This window comes from Streptomyces polygonati, from assembly GCF_042650325.1.
Lineage (GTDB): Bacteria > Actinomycetota > Actinomycetes > Streptomycetales > Streptomycetaceae > Actinacidiphila > Actinacidiphila polygonati.
Genome location: NZ_JBHSBB010000030.1, coordinates 26541 through 44096, shown reverse-complemented (window position 1 = coordinate 44096; position 17556 = coordinate 26541). Strand labels below are relative to the sequence as shown.

At 71.2% G+C, this 17556-nt stretch carries 16 protein-coding genes; 5 read left to right on the top strand and 11 right to left on the bottom strand.

Features of this window, described 5'->3' with window-relative positions:
- Positions 1–72: 72 nt before the first annotated feature.
- Positions 73–633 (bottom strand): DinB family protein, encoded by a 561-nt coding sequence (locus tag ACFO3J_RS30910; RefSeq protein ID WP_386436506.1) that lies wholly within the window; start codon positions 631–633, stop codon positions 73–75.
- A gap of 243 nt (positions 634–876) precedes the next feature.
- Between ACFO3J_RS30910 and ACFO3J_RS30905 the strand changes: the two genes are divergently transcribed.
- Positions 877–1542 carry a histone deacetylase gene (locus ACFO3J_RS30905; RefSeq protein ID WP_386436503.1) on the top strand — a complete coding sequence of 222 codons (666 nt, stop codon included), beginning with the start codon at positions 877–879 and terminating at the stop codon, positions 1540–1542.
- Positions 1543–1560: 18 nt separating this feature from the next.
- Here the strand turns inward: ACFO3J_RS30905 and ACFO3J_RS30900 are convergent, their stop codons facing one another.
- Together ACFO3J_RS30900 and ACFO3J_RS30895 are read right to left on the bottom strand one after the other, a co-directional pair.
- Positions 1561–2148, bottom strand: coding sequence for a GNAT family N-acetyltransferase (locus tag ACFO3J_RS30900; RefSeq protein WP_386436500.1), 588 nt, complete (start codon positions 2146–2148; stop codon positions 1561–1563).
- A gap of 70 nt (positions 2149–2218) precedes the next feature.
- On the bottom strand, positions 2219–3220 hold the full coding sequence (locus ACFO3J_RS30895; RefSeq protein WP_386436498.1) for an NAD(P)-dependent oxidoreductase: 1002 nt from the start codon (positions 3218–3220) through the stop codon (positions 2219–2221).
- 41 nt (positions 3221–3261) lie between these two features.
- Here ACFO3J_RS30895 and ACFO3J_RS30890 point away from each other — a divergent pair, with 41 nt between their 5' ends.
- From ACFO3J_RS30890 to ACFO3J_RS30875, 4 genes are all read left to right on the top strand, one after another.
- Entirely contained in the window at positions 3262–3816 is a 555-nt protein-coding gene (locus tag ACFO3J_RS30890) for a GNAT family N-acetyltransferase (protein ID WP_386436495.1), read from the top strand.
- 68 nt (positions 3817–3884) lie between these two features.
- The gene (locus ACFO3J_RS30885) at positions 3885–4580 is read left to right on the top strand and encodes a TetR/AcrR family transcriptional regulator (protein WP_449343662.1); all 696 of its coding nucleotides are present in this window, start codon (positions 3885–3887) and stop codon (positions 4578–4580) included.
- Between the two features lie 483 nt (positions 4581–5063).
- A complete protein-coding gene (locus ACFO3J_RS30880; RefSeq protein WP_386436900.1) occupies positions 5064–5522 on the top strand; it encodes a universal stress protein in 459 nt (152 codons plus the stop codon).
- A 165-nt stretch (positions 5523–5687) separates the two neighbouring features.
- Positions 5688–7529: a S9 family peptidase gene (locus ACFO3J_RS30875; protein ID WP_386436492.1), complete on the top strand. Its 1842-nt coding sequence runs from the start codon at positions 5688–5690 to the stop codon at positions 7527–7529.
- Between the two features lie 174 nt (positions 7530–7703).
- Here ACFO3J_RS30875 and ACFO3J_RS30870 read toward each other — a convergent pair whose 3' ends face one another.
- From ACFO3J_RS30870 to ACFO3J_RS30835, 8 genes are all read right to left on the bottom strand, one after another.
- Positions 7704–8582, bottom strand: a complete 879-nt coding sequence (locus ACFO3J_RS30870; protein ID WP_386436898.1) for an SURF1 family protein — start codon at positions 8580–8582, stop codon at positions 7704–7706.
- A 144-nt stretch (positions 8583–8726) separates the two neighbouring features.
- Complete coding sequence (locus tag ACFO3J_RS30865; protein WP_386436490.1) at positions 8727–10163, bottom strand: hypothetical protein; 1437 nt, start codon at positions 10161–10163, stop codon at positions 8727–8729.
- The gene (locus tag ACFO3J_RS30860) at positions 10160–10813 is read right to left on the bottom strand and encodes a SigE family RNA polymerase sigma factor (protein WP_386436487.1); all 654 of its coding nucleotides are present in this window, start codon (positions 10811–10813) and stop codon (positions 10160–10162) included. Before ACFO3J_RS30860 ends, ACFO3J_RS30865 begins: the two co-directional genes overlap by 4 nt.
- Positions 10814–11291: 478 nt before the next feature.
- The gene (locus tag ACFO3J_RS30855; protein WP_386436484.1) at positions 11292–12647 is read right to left on the bottom strand and encodes an aspartate kinase; all 1356 of its coding nucleotides are present in this window, start codon (positions 12645–12647) and stop codon (positions 11292–11294) included.
- A 127-nt stretch (positions 12648–12774) separates the two neighbouring features.
- Positions 12775–13455 carry a DUF5063 domain-containing protein gene (locus tag ACFO3J_RS30850; RefSeq protein ID WP_386436897.1) on the bottom strand — a complete coding sequence of 227 codons (681 nt, stop codon included), beginning with the start codon at positions 13453–13455 and terminating at the stop codon, positions 12775–12777.
- A 142-nt stretch (positions 13456–13597) separates the two neighbouring features.
- Entirely contained in the window at positions 13598–14197 is a 600-nt protein-coding gene (gene recR / locus ACFO3J_RS30845) for a recombination mediator RecR (RefSeq protein WP_386436481.1), read from the bottom strand.
- Positions 14198–14290: 93 nt separating this feature from the next.
- On the bottom strand, positions 14291–14623 hold the full coding sequence (locus ACFO3J_RS30840; protein WP_386436478.1) for a YbaB/EbfC family nucleoid-associated protein: 333 nt from the start codon (positions 14621–14623) through the stop codon (positions 14291–14293).
- 312 nt (positions 14624–14935) lie between these two features.
- The gene (locus tag ACFO3J_RS30835) at positions 14936–17509 is read right to left on the bottom strand and encodes a DNA polymerase III subunit gamma and tau (protein ID WP_386436475.1); all 2574 of its coding nucleotides are present in this window, start codon (positions 17507–17509) and stop codon (positions 14936–14938) included.
- Positions 17510–17556 lie beyond the last annotated feature (47 nt).

Sequence of the window (17556 nt, the reverse complement as noted above, 5' to 3'; positions counted from 1 at the left end):
CACCGATCACCAACCGCTCGTCACGGTAGCCGCCCACGCCCTCGGCCCCAACAGCACGCGCCGACCGACCGCTCAGGCACCCACCCTCCCGTCGATCCCCTCCCGCAGGAAGTCGGCGTGGCCGTTGTGCCGGCCGTACTCCAGCAGCACATGGATCATCACCATCCGCAGCGAGACCTCTTCCTCCCATCTCGGCTGGTAACCGGCCACCTCCAGCGATTCGGCCTCCCGCTCCATCCGACGCGAGTTCGCCACCTCGGCCTCCCAGACCGAAAACGCCTCCGCCCGCGACGACCCGCTCGCGTCGTACGCCGCCTGGAAGTCCGTCGTCCCGGACCAGAGCAGCGGCGCGGCGTTGTCCTGGAACACCCGGCGGAACCACGTGCGTTCCACTTCCGCCAGATGGCGTATCAGGCCGAGCAGCGTCAACGTCGAAGGCGGCATCGACCGCTGCCGCAACTCGTCGTCGGTGAGTCCTTCACACTTCATGGCGAGGGTCGCGCGATGGTAGTCCAGGAAGGCCCGCAGCATTTCGCGCTCGCTGCCGAAGTGGGGCGGGCCGACACGAAGATCGGGATGGTCAACGGTCACTTGTCGTACTCCTTGTCTCCGCTCGATGCGCGGTCTGTTCATGCTCGGGCCTGATGTCCGGGTCCGGACCGGGGTCCGGACCGGGGTCCGGACCGGGGTCCGGACCGGGGTCCGGACCGGGGTCCGGACCGGGGTCCGGACCGGGGTCCGGACCGGGGTCCGGACCGGGGTCCGGACCGGGGTCCGGACCGGGGCCCAGGCCCGAACCAGCATCCGGGTCCGTCCGGAGGCGGGCCCTCACCCCGCCGGCGCGGCTCGCGCCACAACCTTTTCCGGGAGCGATCGGTGAGCGAGATTCATCGGGTCCAGGCCGGCCCGCGCCCCTCCGCTCCTCCCGAACGCGTCTGGTACGCCGCCTACGGCTCCAACACGCACACCGCCCGCCTCCGCTCCTATCTCACCGGAGGCCCCGCTCCCGGCGGCTCCCGTACATACCTGGGATGCCGAGATCCCCGGATGCCGCTGAGGTCGGTGGCCCTCGAACTGCCCGGCAGCGTCTACTTCGCCACCGAGTCCCTCGTCTGGACCGGCGGTCGCGCCTTCTACGACCCCGACGCGCCCGGCCGCGTGCGGGCACGGGCCCACCTGGTGACCACCGGCCAGTTCTCCGACATCGCCGCCCAGGAGATGTACGCCCCGCCCGGCCGCGACCTCGACCTCGCCCCGGCCCTCACCACCGGCCGCGCCCGACTCGGCCCCGGCCGCTACGAGACCCTGGTGTGCCCCGGCGAGATGGACGGCTTCCCGGTCCTCACCTTCACCGCACCCTGGGCGATGACCGAGGTCGAGTGGAATCCGCCCTCCGCCGCCTACCTCCGCCACCTCACGGCCGGCCTCCTCGAAGCGGACACCTGGGACCTGCCGTCGATCGCGGCCTACCTCGCCGGTCTGCCCGGCGCGGCCGGCCAGTGGACCGCTGAGCAGGTGCGCCTGCTCGCCCAGCGGCCCTGAACCGTTGGCCCCCGCCCGTCAGGACCGCGGCTCTCGCCACATGGGCCACATGTGCGGTCCGCCTGGGAGATCGACCGTGCGGCCCATGAAGCCGAAACCGAGCCGTTCGTAGAGCGCCCGGCTGCGGAGGCTGCTCGCTTCCAGGTACGCGGGCAGGCCGTCCCGGTCGCAGCGCGCGAGCGCGTCGTTGATGAGGTCACCGCCCAACCCCTTGCCCTGCAGCCCGGGCTCGACGCCGATCATCATCAGATACTCATGGGCCCGGTCCGTGGGGTGGGCAGCGTTGGTGAGGCGGGCTATCTGCTCGATCCGTTCATTGTCCGGGTCGATCGCGACACGGAAGCCGACCGGGTCGCCGTCGCCGTGGTCACCCGCGGGTACGGACGTCCACAGCGCGACCGCCGAGCCGTCCTCCGTCAGGTCGACATGCCCCTCGGCCAGCGCCATGTCGTGGAAGGCGGCCATCAGGACGCCGTGCCTGCGCTCCAGGTGATCGGGGTCGGGAAAGATCCAGCGGCTCACCGCGTCCGGTGTGAACGCCTTGTGCAGCAACCCGACCACCATGTCCCGGTCGCTCTCCGTGCCCCTGCGAATCGGTACACCCATCCGTCCGCCCTCCCCTTCATTTCGTTCCGCTCAACCCGTCCTGGCCGTACGGCGGTTGCAGCCTAGACGGTCACGCCCTCGCCCCCACCCCCAGGAGACCCGGCCCTTCCCCACGTATGCCGGCCGTGCGCGCCTCGATCGCGTGCAGCACCGAGATCATGTCGCCAGCGGCGTGGCCCAGCGTGACCGTCTCGGCGAACAGCGCATGGCACGCGTCCAGCAGTGGCGACGCCAGCTCCGACCCTCTGGCGGCCTCGGCGATCAACTCGTTGTTCTTCAGGACGTCCAGCGCCGCCGCCTGCACATCGAAGTCGCGGGCCAGCAACTTGGGCGACTTCATCCGCGAGACCCCGCTCGCCATCGGCCCGGCATCGAGCACCTCCAGGAACTGCTCCCGGTCCAGGCCGTGCTGGTCGGCGAAGTGGAACGCCTCGGTCAGACCGGTGACCTGGGTGATCAGGAAGAGATTCACCGAGAGCTTCATCAGCAGGGCGTTCGGAGCCGGACCACACACAAACGCCTCCCGGCACATCGGCGCCAGCAACGGCCGCACCCTGCCCACGGCCTCCTCCTCTCCGGCGAGCATCGCCACCAACTCCCCCTTCTCCGCCGGCACCCGGGACCCGGAAACCGGCGCCTCCACATAACTCCCGCCCGCCGAACGCACATCGGCCTCCAGCGCGCGGGAGTACCCCGGAGCCGTCGTCCCCATATGGACGATCGTCCGGCCCCCGACGTACGCGGCGAAGTCCGCGGTGCCGCGTCCCAGCGTCGCGTCCATGGCCTCCCCGTCGGCGAGCATCACAAAGACGACCTCGCTCCGCTCGAAGACCTCGCCCGGCGACTCCGCGACACGCGCACCCGCCGAACGGAGCGGAGCGCAGCGGGCGGCAGTCCGATTCCACACCGTGAGCGCGGTGCCCGCCCGGGCCAGATTGAGCGCCATCGGACGTCCCATGACGCCCAGGCCCAGGAAGCCCACGTCCTTCGCCGTCGCCGCCGTCTCCGTCCAGGTCACCGTCACTTTTACCGCCGCCTTCTTCGCTTCGTGCCGTGAGTTCGATTCGGTCATCGGACTTGCCCTCTATGACAGCCGACATAATACTGAGTCCTATGACGACTGTCATAGAGGACTCGTGCGGCTCGCCGGCCACCTGGCTCCGGTCCGGCCCGCCGCCCACCGCACCCTGGTATGTCGGGCCCGCCCACCCGGCCGACCGTCCGGAGGTCGTCGCCCTGTTCGCCGCCTGCTCCCCGGAGACCGTCCGCCTCCGCTTCTTCGGGCAGCTGCGGGAATGGCCCCGCGACTACCTGGCCAGCGCCCTGTCCGCGTCACCCGAGGAGCACGACGCCGTGGTGGCATACGACCCGCACCGCGCCAATGTCCTCGGCCTGGCCAGCCTCGCCGCCCCCTCTGCCTGCCCGCCGGGCATCGGCGAGTTGGGCGTCCTCGTCGCCGACGCCTGGCAGCGGCAAGGCGTGGGCGCCGCGCTACTCGATCTGCTCCTCACCCGCGCCCGCGCCCGAGGCGTGGAACGGGTCGCTGCCTCCGTACTGCCGGGCCGCTCAGCGCTGTTGGCGGCCCTCGCCCGGCGCGTGGAACCGGACAGCTTCCTCCACTCCAGGGACAGCCTGACCGGCATCTATAAACTGACTCGGCGGGCATAGTCAGCCGACAGGATGGAACACAGGGGAGCTGTCGTTCCTTCGGTGAGTCGGAGAGGTGGTCGGTCGCAATGGCGGCATCGGCAGGTCAGCCCCTGGGCGGGCACGCGACGCTGGACAACGGGTCCGGGTCCCGGCCCGGCTCCGGACCCTCCAGCGGCACCGGTTCGGCGCGCCCCACGCACGGCCCCCGCGAACGCCTGGTGTTCAGCGCCGCCCAGCTCATCCGCCGCGACGGAGTGAACGCGACCGGCATGCGCGATGTCGCCGCCCACGCCCAGGCACCCCGCGGCTCCCTCCAGCACTACTTCCCCGGTGGCAAGGAGCAACTGGTCAACGAGGCTGTCGCCTGGGGAGGCCGCTACGCGGCCAAACGCATCGGCCGCTTCCTCGCCGCCATGACCGAGGAGCCCACGCCGAGCCGACTGTTCGCTGCGATGGTGCGTCAGTGGACGGACGAGTTCGAAACCGTCGGCTTCGCCCCCGGCTGCCCGGTGGTCGCGGCGACGGTTGACTGCGCCGAGTCCACCAAGTCCACCCGCGAAGCCGCCGCCGCGGCTTTCGCCACCTGGAACGCCCCCGTCGCCGAGGCGCTCACCGCAATGGGCGTGCCATCTGCCCGATCCTCCTCTCTCGCAACCCTCATGATCAGCGCTTTGGAGGGCGCCATCCTCATCTCCCGCTCGGAACAGAACATCCGGGCACTCACCACCGTCGCCCAGGAGTTGGGGCCGATGCTGGACGGATGCGTCGCGGCGCACCCGTAATCCCGGATCGGATTCCGGAATCCGCCGAGGACCAACGGCCCCGCCCGGACCGGCCGTCCGGGCCATCGGCGGGGCGGGACCGCCGCCGGGTATTCGGACCGACCGCGTAGCGGGATATCGCGGTGGGCCCTCACGCCACTTGGCCGGCGTCGGCTGTCCCCTGTCTGCCGACCGCACCCGCCCAAGAGGCTCATTCGCAATCATCCCCCGGGGCTGATGCCGCAAACAATGAATTCCATGAAATTTATCGTCCGGGAATTATATGGATTATAGGAATTCCACTTGGTGTTTGCGGCAGCGGCTCGGGGGCAGCCGGTCGTCGTGCGCATCCGCGTATATACGAAAGAGTATGAGGAGACGGCCATGGTCGAGCCTTTTGCCGATCCGGAGGGCGAGCTGCCGGACTCGCCGTCGAGCGAGCCGACCGGATCGGTGGCCGGCGAGCAGCCAAGCCCGGTGGCCGCCCCGCTGACGGGTGAGTCGGTGGGTGCGCCCGGCAGGATCGTGGTCGGCGTCGACGGTTCGGAACCGTCCTTGCAAGCACTGCGCTGGGCCGCCCGCCAGGCCGCCCTGACCGGTTCGACGCTCGAAGCGGTCACCGCGTGGGAGCTGCCGGCCGCGATGGGTTGGGCCGGGCTGCCCGAGCTGCCCGCGGACATCGATCTGGAGGAGCCCGCGCGCAAGGCGCTTTCCGCCGCGGTGGCCACCGCGCTGCCGGGTGAGCAGGCCGCGCCGGTGAGCGAGGTCGTGGTGATGGGCAACGCGGCTCAGGCCATTCTCGACCGGGCGGTGGGCGCCGAGCTGATCGTGGTGGGTGTTCGCGGCCACGGCACCTTCCGCGCGACGCTGCTCGGCTCCGTCAGTCACATGGTCACACTTCATGCGTCGTGCCCCGTCGTCGTGGTGCGCGGAACAGCCGACCAGCCGGCCCCGGGCGCGTAGAAAGACATAGGGGAGAACGGTGGGGAGAACCGGCCGGAGGGAGCGGTAGCGGACGGCATAACGGGCACAACGGACGGCCCGGATGGGGCAAGCGCGGCCGGAAGTTATCCACAGGCTGCGAAGGCCATCTCACCGAATGTGCGTGCGGCAGAGCATGATGGGGGCATGAACGAGATCACCGGACCCGCGAGCGGGTCCATGCCCGATTGGGAGAAGCGGTTCCGCGCGCCGCGCGTCGGTCTGCCGGAGTGGGCTGAGGATGCCCCGGAGCGCAGTCTGTTCGTGTCGAACGTGACGGGTACGTATGAACTGTATGCGTGGGACCGGGGGACGGGTGGCCGCCGCCAGGTGACCGACCGGCCGAACGGAACGACGGACGGCGCCCTCAGCCGGGACGGCACCTGGGTGTGGTGGTTCTCGGACACGGACGGGGACGAGTTCGGCGTCTGGATGAAGCAGCCGTTCGGCGGAGGCGAGGACATACCGGCCGCGCCCGAACTCACCCCCTCCTACCCGGCGGGGCTGGCGCTGGGCGTCGGCGGGATCGCGGTGATCGGCCGCTCCACCGACGACGAGGGCACCTCCGTCCACGTGGTGCGTCCCGACGCGACCGCGCCGTATGAGATCTACCGGCACGCGGAATCCGCGGGCGTCGGGGATCTGTCGGAGGACGGCACCCTCGTCGTCATCGAGCACACCGAGCACGGCGACGCCATGCACAGCGCGCTGCGTGTCGTCCGCGTCGCGGACGGCTCGACCGTCGCCGAGCTGGACGACACCGCAGGCGGCACTCGCGAACTGGGCCTGGACTGCCTCGGCTTCGCGCCTGTGCCCGGTGACACGAGGCTGCTCGTCGGACATCAGCGGGCCGACCGCTGGCTGCCGATGATCTGGGACGTGGCGAGCGGGGAAGAGGTCGCCCTGACCATCGACCTGCCGGGCGACGTCCACGCCGAGTGGTATCCGGACGGCTCCGCGCTGCTGGTCGTGCACGACTTCCACGCCCGCGGCGAGATGTTCCGCTACGACCTGGCGACCGGGGATCTGACACCGCTCAACACCCCGGCGGGCTCGATCGGCGGCGCGACGGCCCGGCCGGACGGCACGGTGGAGTATCTGTGGTCGTCCGCCGAGCGTCCTCCGGTGGTGCGCTCCACGACCGGCGCCACCGTGCTGGAGGCGCCGGGGCTGCGAGCTCCGGACTCGGTGCCGGTGGAGGACGTATGGGTGGACGGGCCGGGCGGGCCCATCCACGCGCTGGTGCAGCGGCCGACCGGGACCGGAGCGGACCCCGAGGCCGGAAAGGACCGGGCGGCGGGCCCGTTCCCGACCGTCTTCGAGATCCACGGCGGCCCGACCTGGCACGACTCCGACGCCTTCGCGGCCGGGCCGGCCGCCTGGCTCGACCACGGCTTCGCGGTGGTCCGGGTCAACTACCGAGGCTCGACCGGCTACGGCCGCGAGTGGACGGACGCCCTCAAGCACCGAGTGGGATTGATCGAGCTGGAGGACATCGCGGCGGTGCGCGAGTGGGCGGTCTCCTCCGGGCTCGCCGATCCGGACCGGCTCGTGCTGACCGGCGGCTCCTGGGGCGGTTATCTGACCCTGCTCGGTCTGGGGACGCAGCCGGAGGCCTGGACGGTAGGCATAGCCGCGGTCCCGGTCGCGGACTATCCGACCGCCTACGCGGACGAGATGGAGGCGCTGAAGTCCCTGGACCGCACCTTCTTCGGCGGCTCCCCGGAGGAAGTCCCGGAGCGCTACCAGGCGTCCTCCCCGCTCAGCTACGTCGACAAGGTGGCGGTGCCCGTCTACATCAGCGCGGGTATGAACGACCCGCGCTGCCCGATACGCCAGATCGACAACTACGTCGAGCGGCTCCGGAAGCTGGACAAGCCGCACGAGGTGTACCGGTACGACGCCGGCCATGGCTCACTGGTGGTGGAGGAGCGGATCAAGCAGGTCCGGCTGGAACTGGCCTTCGCGCTGCGGCACGTGGGCGGCTGACCGGACGGAATGCGGCGAGCTCGGGTGATCCGAACCGGCGGGGTCCGGACCACCCGAGCGCGAGACAGACGGGGGCGGAGCAGGAACTGGGCCACGGCGCCGGGCCGCGCTTAGTTTCGCTTCCCGAGCCGGTCACCGGGCCGGCTCCGGTAGCGCCGACGGTCAGCTGCTGCCCTAGCTCGCCGGAGCCGGGGAGACCGCCTCCGGCTCCGCGCCCTCGGGCTCCGCGCGGTCCTGGGATCCGTCCCCTTCGGGTCCCTCCCCTTCCGGGAGGAGGCCGAGCGCGGCGTCCGACCGGGTCTCGGCCTCGCGCCGGACGAGTCGGAACCACATGAAGACGACGAAGCCGGCGAAGACGAACCACTGCCCGGTGTAGCCGAGGTTCTGGAACGCCTTCAGGTCCAGGCCGCTGTCCGGGGGTGCGGCAGGCGGCACCGCCTTGAGCGGCGGGGCAGGCTGCGAGGCGGTGATCCAGCCGCTGTACACGGGATAAGGGAGGATGTTGACGAGTGAAGCCGCACTGATCATGCCAAGCTGTCCGGACGGCAGCACACCGGTCTGCGCTTCGCTGGTGTCGGTGGACTCGGGGTACTGCGCGGCCCCGACCACCGTGACCTCACCGATCGGGGCGGGCGGTACGGTATGGGACCGCTCGGCGGCGGACGCGTCGCCGGGGAGCCAGCCGCGGACCACCGGCAGCGCGGCGCCACCGCCCACCCGCAGCGGGGTGAGGACGTAGAAGCCCTCGTGCCCGTCGAGAGTGCGGCCGGGGACGAGGAGTTGGCGCCCGGCGTCGTACCGGCCGGTGGCGCTGACGATCCGCCCGGAGTCGTCGCCGGAGATCGTGGACCCGGTGCCGGGCAGCACTTCCCGCAGTGGCACGGGGGCGGCGACGGCGGTCTGATGCTGGTCGTGCTTGGCGTTCTTGTCCTGGTCGACACGCCCCTCGAACCGGCTCAGCTGCCAGCTCCCCATGAACACGCAGAAGGGGATGGCCAGCAGGGCGAGCAGGCTGACCGCCAGCCAGCCGCGAGTGAGCAGGAACCGGTACACACCCACCACGGTACGGGGGCCCACCGCCGGGACGGTAACCGGCCCCGGGGGAAGGAACCCCGAGTGCGGTACCGTCCGCCGCGGACCGCCGACCAGGAAGCCCCGGCCGAGCCCCGGCCGGCTCGACGAGTCAGGGACGCCGGGTCAGGACGCCGGGGGGTCGCCCGATTCCGGGATGGCGGTGGTGGTGTAGACGGTGCCGGCGCAGGCGTCCTGGATGACGGGGCCGTCGACCACCGGGGCGCCGGCGGCGGGTGTGTGGTTCAGGGCGACGCTGCCCGACGCGGGAGACACAGGGGCGTCCTCGCCGAGTTGGGTCGAGACGGAGTTGGCGGAGCCGGCCCCGGAGTTGGAGCCGGAACCGGAACCGGACCCCGATCCGGAGTCGGGCCCTGAACCCGGACCCGGGCCCGTACCCCCGGTGTCGGTGGAGCCCGGGTCCGTACCGGTGGTGTCGGTCGGGGTGGGCGAGTCGGGCGGCGTGGTGGGGGTCGTGGTGGGAGGAGGGGGAACGGGACAGCCGCCGGGTCCGTCGCTCGCGGGCACCCACGCGAAGGCGACCTCGTAGTTCTCGCCCGGCTTGAGGACGACGGGTCCGCCCGAGGGGGCGGCGGGCAACCCGCTGGCCGCGTCGCCCGCGGTGTGGTCCACGATCTGGATCCTGGACGGGTCGGCGGCCCCTTCGGCCACCGCCTGGACGACGCCGCCGCTGGGCACCGTGCACGCGCTGTCGGAGACGTTGGCGACGCGGAACCAGCCGTAGACCGTACCGCCCGAGTCGGGGGCGTCGGCGTTGCTGGCGCCCTGGCCGAGTTGGGAGCTGGAGCACTCCGGGACGGGCGTGACCGTGTCCGAGGGGCTCCTGGGCCGGCTCGAAGGCCCGCCGGCGGTGCCCCCGGTGGTGGGAGGCGCCTGCTTCGGCCCGCTGTTCGGTCCGCCCGGGGAGGGATGCTCGGAGGGATCGCCGGAGGCGCCCCAGGCGGTGGTGTGCCCGTCCTCGCCGGGAGCGCCGATGTGGGAACTGGGCAGGCTCGCCGCCGCGGTGCCCGTTCCGCGCCCGGTGCCGGTGGCCCGCAGCAGGGCGGGCATGGCCATGCCCGCCAGCAGCAGTGCGGCCGCCGCTCCGACCAGGGCCTGCCTGCGACGCTGGCGACGGATCGGGATGGCCCGGCGCAGGTGGTCGAGCGCGTCCGGCGAGCCCTGGAGGCCGGAGACCGCCTCCTGCATCAGCCTGCGCAGCGCGGCCCCCTCGACCGTCTCGTCAGAGCCACCGGGACCATCGAGGTCGCCGAGATCGCCCAGATCACGGAGGTCGCCGAGGTCGCCCAGATCACGGAGGTCGCCGAGGTCGCCCAGATCACGGAGGTCGCCAAGATCGCGAAAGACACCGAAGCCGCTGCCCGGGTCGTCGCCGGAGCGGTCTGCGGGCTGGTTGACGACGCGGTCTGCGGGCTGATCGCCGGAGCGGTCGCCGAGGTCATCGCCGCGGTTCTCGCCGGGGCGATCGTCTGGAGCCGGGGTCTTCCGGAAGCTGTGCGAATCCATACCGTGTGCGTCGTCCGGAGCGTTGGGGGTGGTCATGCCGGTGCCTCCATCGCGACGCGCAGCGCCGCGAGGCCTCGTGAACCGTACGCCTTCACCGAGCCCAGGGAGATCCCGAGGGTCTCGGCCACCTGCGCCTCGGTCATGTCGGCGAAGTAGCGCAGGACGAGCACCTCGCGCTGCCGGCGCTGCAGCAGGCGCATGGCGGCCTTGAGCTGATCACGCTCCAGGATCTCGTACGCCCCCTCCTCCGCGCTGGCCATGTCCGGCATTGGCTTGGAAAGGAGTTTGAGGCCCAGGATGCGGCGGCGCAACGCCGATCGCGAAAGGTTGACGACGGTCTGCCGGAGGTAGGCGAGGGTCTTCTCGGGATCACGGACCCGGCTGCGCGCCGAGTGCACCCGGATGAACGCCTCCTGGACGACGTCCTCGCAGGACGCGGTGTCGTCCAGCAGGAGTGCCGCCAGGCCCAGCAAGGAGCGGTAGTGGGCTCGATAGGTCTCGGTGAGATGGTCGACCGTGGTGCCGACTGCCATCGCGGTGTCAGCGTCCCCACTGTCGACGGTGGTGGTAGTCCCGGCCACCCGGACCGGCCAGGGCGCGATCACCGGCAGACCACCGGCCCGCGGCGGCGCGAGCGTCCCGCCCCGTCGTCCGAATACCGTCTCGATGCCCAAAGCCTCCGCCACGCCTGTTGGACACGCATCCCCCCCTCAGGGTTGTACGCGCAAGACAGGTCGCCCCGCGGAGCGCCAGTTATCCCCATGCGTACCAGCTCTTCCTCAATGCCCTTATTGCACCGACGTTTTCCCCGGATCACGCTCGGTGTGCCGCGCCACAGGCGCAATGCGCTGACACAAAGACGCTCCCCCGCGGCGGTCGGTTGCAGCCGAGGGAGAGCAAATTGTCCAACGCGCGGGTGGGAAGGTACAAGTGGTCCAGACCTGCGGTTTTGTCACACACGCATGCGGGGCGCAACGATTTCACCGTCGCGCCCCGCGTCGTTCTCCTAAAACCATTTCCGGCCGACCCCGCCGGCCCCTACAATCCCGCGTTCCTATCGTCTCCGAAGGGACTCCGACGGCGCCCGACTGCTTCCGACCGCCTTCCGACAGCCCTGCGACCGCCGCCCGACCGCCTCGCGCCAGCCCGCGACCGGCGCCCGCCTCAGCGGCCGGTGCCCCCGTAAACGACGGCCTCGTCGCTGTCACTGTCCAGACCGAACGCCGAGTGCACCGCCTGTACCGCCGGCTTCACATCGTCGACCCTCGTCACGACCGAGATGCGGATCTCGGAGGTTGAGATGAGCTCGATGTTCACCCCGGCGTTGGACAGGGCCTCGAAGAAGGTCGCGGTGACTCCGGGGTTGGTCTTCATCCCTGCCCCGACCAGCGAGATCTTGCCGATCTGGTCGTCGTAGCGCAGCGAGTCGAAGGCGATCACCGCCTGCGCCTTGGTCAGCGCCTCCATCGCCTTGTGCCCCTCGGACTTCGGCAGTGTGAAGGAGATGTCGGTGAGGCCGGTGGCCGCCGCCGACACGTTCTGCACGACCATGTCGATGTTGATCTCGGCGTCCGCGATCGCCCGGAAGATCGTCGCCGCCTCGCCCGGCTTGTCCGGCACCCCGACGACCGTGATCTTCGCCTCGGACGTGTCGTGCGAGACACCCGAGATGATCGCCTGCTCCATCGACTTGTCCCCTTGCGTTGACCCTGCGGTTGATCCCGATCCCGATCCCGACGACCTCGACCCCGGCATGGAACGCTGGAGAGGCCGGTGCCCCGCCGGCGGCTCGTTGCTGACCCAGGTGCCGGGAAGCCCGGAGAACGAGGACCGGACGTGGATCGGGATGTTGTACCGGCGCGCGTACTCGACGCAGCGGTGCAGCAGCACCTTCGATCCCGAACTGGCCAGCTCCAGCATGTCCTCGAAGGCGATCCACTCCATCTTGCGCGCCTTCTTCACCACCCGCGGGTCGGCGGTGAACACTCCGTCGACGTCCGTGTAGATCTCGCACACCTCGGCGTCCAGCGCGGCGGCCAGCGCCACCGCCGTGGTGTCCGAACCGCCCCGCCCCAGCGTGGTGATGTCCTTCTTGTCCTGCGACACGCCCTGGAACCCGGCCACGATCGCGATGTTGCCCTCGTCGAGCGCGGTACGGATCCGGCCCGGGGTGACATCGATGATCCGGGCCTTGTTGTGCACCGAGTCGGTGATCACACCGGCCTGGCTGCCGGTGAAGGACTGCGCCTCGTGGCCGAGGTTCTTGATCGCCATCGCCAGCAGCGCCATGGAGATCCGCTCGCCGGCGGTCAGCAGCATGTCGAACTCGCGCCCGGCCGGGATCGGCGAGACCTGCTCCGCGAGATCGATCAGTTCGTCCGTCGTGTCGCCCATCGCCGACACCACGACGACGACCTGGTGGCCGCCCTTCTTGGTGTCGACGATCCGGCGGGCGACCCGCTTGATGCCTTCGGCATCGGCGACAGAGGAGCCGCCGTACTTCTGCACGACAAGGCCCACGTGCGCTCCTCGCTCAGGGATGAATGCGGTCGGCCCAGTTTAACGAGCGGTACCGGTACGCCCGGTACGTATCGCATGGTGAGACCGGGCGTTCAGCCCGTGATCAAGTACCCGGGCGCGCAGCCCGCTACTGACGGCCGCGCCGCCCGATCGTCCCGAGCTCCGCCTCCATCACCTGGCCCGCTTCCTTCGCCAGCTGCTCCTCGTCGTCTCCCTCGCCCCCGGTGTCCAGACCGTCGAGTTCGTCCAGCGGGCTGTCCAGCCGTACGTGCGCCACCAGCGACTGCAGCGCCCGCAGCGACGCGCTCGCGGTCGACCCCCAGTTGGACAGGTACGAGAACTGCCACCACCACAGCGCCTCGGAGATCCGCCCCGACCTGAAGTGCGCCAGGCCGTGGGTGAGATCGGCCACCACATCGGCCATGTCGTCCGAGATGCGGCAGGCCACCGGCGTCGACCTGGGCACGTACGGGTCGAAGACCTCGGAGTAGACGTCGATCGGCTCCAGCAGCGCGGCCAGCCGCTGCCGCAGATCGTCCTCGTCCGGCTCCGGACCGACGTCCGGCTCATAGCGCTCGTCGGGCACGATGTCCTCGTGCGCGCCGAGCCGCCCGCCGGCCAGCAGCAGCTGCGAGACCTCAAGCAGCAGGTACGGGACAGCGCTGTCGGGGTCGTCCCCCTTGGCCACCTCACGGACCGCGAGGATGAAGCTCTCGATCTGGTCCGTGATCTGGACGGCGAACTCGTCCGGCTCCTCGGCGCCAGCGGAGGAACCCTTCGGTGCGTTCTTCGTCTCGTTCTTCGTCACACTCTTTTTCACGTTCTCGTTGAGCTTCTTGGTCACGTTCTCGTCCGAGATTTTGGTCACACCTATGGCTGCGTCTTCGGTCGTGTCACCGGGCACGCCGGTCCCGTCGGTCCCGCCGGCCGCGTTCTCGTTCGCCGCGGTGTCAGACATCGAGCAGCCGCCTTCCCTCGAAGGCCCGCCCCAGCGTGACCTCGTCCGCGTACTCCAGATCGCCGCCCACCGGGAGCCCGCTGGCCAGCCGCGTCACCCGCAGCCCCATGGCTTTCACCGTCCGGGCGAGATACGTGGCCGTCGCCTCCCCCTCCAGATTCGGGTCCGTCGCCAGGATCAGCTCGGTGACCGTACCGTCCGCGAGGCGGACCATCAGTTCCCGTATCCGCAGATCGCCCGGACCGACACCGTCGATCGGGCTGATCGCGCCGCCCAGTACGTGGTACTTCCCCCGGAACTCACGGGTGCGCTCGACCGCCACCACGTCCTTGGGCTCCTCCACCACGCAGATCACCGAGGGGTCACGGCGCGGGTCACGGCACACGCGGCACTGCTCGTCCTGCGCGACATTCCCGCACACCACGCAGAACCGCACCTTCGCCTTGACCTCGGAGAGCACATGCGCGAGGCGGCGTACATCGGCGGGGTCGGCCTGCAGGATGTGGAAGGCGATCCGCTGCGCACTCTTCGGACCCACGCCGGGCAGCCTGCCGAGTTCGTCGATCAGGTCCTGAACCACGCCTTCGTACACGCCGACGCGCCTTCCTTCACTGGTTGCGTTGCACTGGCCGGCGAACCGGTGGATCGGTGGATCGGTGGATCTGGAGGTCAGGGTGCCCGAGGGTCAGAACGGCAGGCCGGGCATGCCGGAAAGTCCCTCGGTGAGCGGGCCGAGCTTGGTCTGCTGCAACTGCTGCGCCGCCTCGTTCGCGTTATGGACGGCGGCCACCACCAGGTCGGCGAGGGTTTCGGTGTCGTCCGGGTCGACCACCTCCGGGTCGATCACCAGCGCGCGCAGCTCGCCCGCGCCGGTCACCGTCGCCCTGACCAGGCCGCCGCCCGCTGAGCCCTCCACCTCGGCGTCGGCCAGTTCCTGCTGGGCCGCGGCGAGGTCCTGCTGCATCTTCTGGGCCTGCTGGAGCAGCGCCTGCATATTCGGCTGATCACCGGGGATCATGGTCTCGCTCCTGACGTGCGGCTGTGCGGGTGTGATGGTGCGCCGGTGCGGAAGAACCGGGTGCGCGCGTGGTGGTGCTGGTGCTCCGCTGCTGGTGCTCCAGTGCTGATAGGCCGGTCCGGCGGGTGGGTGCGGCTGGGATGCCGACCGACCCGGGACCGGATGACAGGGCGAGCCTACGTGCTCGCACGACGCAGCGCCCTACACCGTACGGAGGATCGGCGCGATGTCGCGTCCACCGCGAGCGGTACGGCGGTACGGCGCCGCGCCCGGTCCGGCGCATCATCGGGTCAGCGGGGTATCGCGGTCGCGTCAGCCATGGCTGATCTCCTCGATCACGGTGGCACCCAGTTCCTTGATGAAGAGGTCGTGGCCGCTGGGCGCGGAGTCGATCAGACCGGGGTCGTCATCCTCCGGGATGTCGTCCTCGATCGGCGCGTAGTCCGGGTGGTCGTCGGGCGGGGGCGGCGGCGCCTCGGAACCGCCGGACGCCCTGGCGGCGGGCCGGTGGGAGGGCTGGGCGGCCCGTTCGGTGGTGGGCCCGGCCGGGGCGGCACCCGCGGGACCGCTTCCGTTCGACCCCTGACCGTACGGGGCCTGCGCGGGCGCGCCGCCGCCGTACGTGGAGGGCCCGGCGGGCGGCTGCGCCGGTGCCTGCGCCTGCGCCTGCGCCTGCGGTGCGGCGGGCGGGCGGGGCGAACCGCCGCCGCCCCCGGGGCCGCCGCCCTGGCCGCCGGAACCCCCGGGCCCCCCTGGCCCGCCACCGCCGAAGCCGCCGGGTCCGCCCGGGCCACCGGACCCGCCCGTACCACCCGCGGGCCCCCCGTAACCGCTCGAACTCCCGCCGCCGCCCCCGCCGCCGGACGGGTCGACGATCGCCTCGATCCGCCACTCCACGCCGAGCGCGTCGTTGATCGCCGCCCGGAGTACGTCCTCGCTGCCGTTGTTGGTGAAGCTGTTACGGGCGCCGGGGTTGTCGAACCCGATCTGCAGCGTCTCGCCGTCGAACCCGGCAACCTGGGCGTTGTTGAACAGCAGCATCCAGGTCAGGCGGCGGCGATTCTTCACCGCTTCCAGGATGTTCGGCCACATCTGCCGTACCCGGGCGGGATCGCCGACGATCTGCGCGGTCCGCTGGGAGCCGGCGGGAGCGGCGGCCGGCGGTGCTGGCGGGGCGGGCGCGCGTTCAGCGGGTGGCTGCTGTGCCGCGGGTACGCCGGGACCGGCCGTGGTCGGCCAGGCACCGGGGCGGGGTGCGGCGGCGGGGGGTTGCTGAGGGGGCGGCGTCGGGGCCGGGGCCGAAGGGCTCGACCCGGGCGAAGGCGTACCGCCGCCCTGGGACACCGGCCAGGCCCCAGGACGGGGAGCGGCCGGGGGTCCGTCCACCGGCGGGGCGTCGTACGGTGCCGCCGGGGGCTGGGCGGGACCGCCCTGCGGGGACGGCGGGGGCGGCGCCTGGACCGGAGCGGGGGCAGCGGCCTGGCCTTCCCCCCGGCCCGCGTCGACCCGGCCCGTATCCGGCCGCCCCGTGTCCTGGCGTCCCGCATCCGGCCGTCCCGCATCCGGAGCCGCGTGACCCGCTTCCGCCCCCGTACGACCCAGCGCCGCACGCGCCGCCGCGGCTCCACCCGGCCCGGTGGGAATACCGCCGGCCTCCCCGCCGAAATTCGGCGCCGAGGTGAGTCCGATCGCGCCCGAGGCGATCCCCCGCTCCAGGCGCTCCAGCCGCGCCTGCGTCGACCGCTCGTCGTCGTACGCCGCTGGCAACAGCACGCGCGCGCAGATGAGTTCGAGCTGGAGTCGCGGCGAGGTGGCACCGCGCATCTCCGTCAACCCGGTGTTGACCAAATCGGCGGCGCGGCTCAGCTCCGCGGCCCCGAAGACCGATGCCTGGACCGCCATCCGTTCCACCACTTCGCGCGGGGCGTCGATCAGCCCCTTCTCCACGGCGTCGGGCACGGCCGCGATGATCACCAGATCCCGTAGCCGTTCCAGCAGGTCGGCGACGAACCGGCGCGGGTCGTGGCCGCCCTCGATCACCCGGTCCACCATCTCGAAGACCACCGCGCCGTCACCGGCCGCGAACCCGTCCACCACATCGTCCAGCAGCGCCGCGTCCGTATAACCGAGCAGGGCGGTGGCCATCCCGTACGTCACACCGTCGGCGCCCGCACCGGACAGCAACTGGTCCATGACCGACATCGAGTCGCGCACCGAACCGGCGCCGGCCCGTACCACCAGCGGATACACCCCGTCCTCGACCCGGATCGCCTCACGCTCGCACACCGCGGTGAGATGGTCGCGGAGCGTGCCGGGCGGGACCAGCCGGAAGGGATAATGGTGCGTACGCGACCGGATGGTGCCGATGACCTTCTCGGGCTCGGTGGTGGCGAAGATGAACTTCAGGTGCTCGGGCGGCTCCTCGACGACCTTCAGCAGGGCGTTGAACCCCGCCGAGGTGACCATGTGCGCCTCGTCGATGATGTAGATCTTGTACCGGCTGCCGGCCGGCCCGAAGAACGCCTTCTCCCGCAGATCACGGGCGTCGTCCACACCGCCGTGCGACGCCGCGTCGATCTCGATCACATCGATCGACCCCGGCCCGTTCCTGGCCAGGTCACGGCATGACTGGCACTCCCCGCACGGTGTCGGCGTCGGCCCCTGCTCGCAGTTCAGGCACCGCGCCAGGATCCGCGCGCTCGTCGTCTTCCCGCACCCGCGCGGCCCGCTGAAAAGGTACGCGTGATTGACCCGGTTGTTCCGCAGCGCCTGCTGCAGCGGGTCCGTGACGTGCTCCTGCCCGATGACCTCGGCGAAGGTCTCGGGACGATAGCGGCGATACAGAGCGAGGGACACGCTTACGACCCTATCCGGGCCCACTGACATCCCACCCCGAGTCAGCCTCCCCCACCCCCGAAGAAGCCCCCCGACCC